The 1,759-nt window shown below is 66.3% G+C and carries 2 protein-coding genes; both read right to left on the bottom strand.

From position 1 onward, the window contains the following. Positions 1–83 precede the first annotated feature (83 nt). Positions 84–1,448, bottom strand: coding sequence for an MFS transporter (locus AB2385_RS17010; protein WP_367656199.1), 1,365 nt, complete (start codon positions 1,446–1,448; stop codon positions 84–86). Further along, the coding region (locus tag AB2385_RS17005; protein WP_367656198.1) for a formyltransferase family protein at positions 1,445–1,759 on the bottom strand (315 nt) is incomplete at its 5' end. The genes AB2385_RS17005 and AB2385_RS17010, both read right to left, overlap by 4 nt.

The raw sequence follows: 1,759 nt of genomic DNA, 5'->3' as shown, positions 1-1,759 counted from the left end.
CGTTTACCAGTTTCGGAGCACAGTACGCGTTCGACTGACGGCTTCTTCGACCTCCTCCGATGGTGTTTCATCACACAATGATTCTAAACTTCAGGTGTAACTGGCTCCTGTAGGTGACTGATGATGGTGGCAGCAACTACGAGCGCTGCGGCACCGAAGACTCCACCGGCAACCGCGACGGCTGTGTGGAAGCCTGTGAGGAACGCTCCACTGGCGACCATTCCGCCGAGGACTGCGACGCCGACGACGCTGCCGGTCTGGCGGGCGGCATTGATGACTCCTCCTGCGATGCCGACATGTTCCGGCGGGGCCGAGGCCACTGCGGCCGAGGTCGCGGCCGGCATCGCGAAGGCCATCCCGAATCCAGCCGTGAAGGTCAACACCGCGACCACCACGTAAGGGGTTTCTGCGGTGAGCAGCACGAGGCTGCTGAAGCCGATCGTGCCGACTACCAGGCCGGTGAGCATGGTGGGGAACGCGCCCCACCGGGCGACGGCACGGCCGCCCAGCGGTGACGCGACCACGGCGCTGCACGCCTGTGGTGCCAGCGCGAGGCCTGCCAGCCACGGCTCGTATCCCAGGTACTGCTGGAAGAAGAGGGAGAGCACGAAGAGTTGTCCGAAGAAGCTGATGTTGAGCGCGAGCCCTACCATTGCGGCCACGGAGAACCGGGCACGAGTAAACAAGGCCATCGGCAGCATCGGGTCCGGGTGTCGTCGCTCTGCGATGATGAACAGGGCGAGGAAGACGCCCCCGGCGATCAGCACGGCTACCCGCCAGGGTGACCATCCGTGTTCGCCTGCGGTGATGACTGCATAGGTTACTGCCACCAGCGTGAGCACGGAGAGCACCTGTCCGGGTAGGTCCACCCGTCTCGCGCGACTGCCCGTGAGCGCGGGAATTGCCCACAAGGTGAGCAGACAGCCGATAGCGACGATGGGGAGGTTGACCCAGAACACCGCCCGCCACCCGATCGTCGACACCAGCGCTCCGCCCAGGACCGGTCCGATCGCGGCGGCAACACCTCCTGCGCCGCCCCACAGCCCGATGGCGCGTGCTCGTTCCTTCGGATCGTCGTACACAGCCGACAGCAATGCCAGAGAGCCCGGCACGATCGCTGCCGCGCCCACCCCCTGGACGGCGCGACCAGCGACGAGGAACCCGCCTGTGGGAGCGAGGGCGCACACGGCCGAGAGCACAGCAAAGACCACCAGGCCAGCGAGGTAGACCCTGCGGGCCCCGAGACGGTCGCATGCGCCCCCAGCTGTGAGAAGGAACGCGGCGAACACGAGGGTGTAAGCGTCGACGACCCACTGCAGTGAGCCCACCGTCGTGTCGAGGTCAGTGCCGATCTCGGCGAGGGCGACATTGACGATGGTCGTATCGAGCATGACGATGAAGAAACCGAGGAGGGTCGCGACCAGCCCCGTGCGCCGATGCGCGGTCATACGCGAGACTCCAGCGAAGCCTCGGCGGGCGGGTGGCCGAAGTAGGTGCGCTTGCTCAGGTCTTGATCCCAGGTCCGGTAGGACCGGTCCAGCAGTGTCGGCAGCACCAGATCGAACAGGCGCCAGGACGCGGCGAAGTGCATGTCCCGGATCTCCCTGGCCGTCTCTCCCCCGGTGAGCGCGAGGAGTTGCTGGGCGACGAGGGGGCCCTCGTCGAGCCCAGCTGTCGTTCGCACTGCGGAGACTCCGCCCTGGGTCTCGTGGTTCTCGGCCATCCAATCGAACGGTGCCAGCCCCGCATAGCGGGGCAC

Source organism: Symbiobacterium sp., assembly GCF_040797425.1.
GTDB lineage: Bacteria > Bacillota > Sulfobacillia > Symbiobacteriales > Symbiobacteriaceae > Symbiobacterium.
The sequence above is the reverse complement of the archived record's forward strand: the minus strand, read 5'-3'. Positions and strand labels throughout refer to the sequence as shown.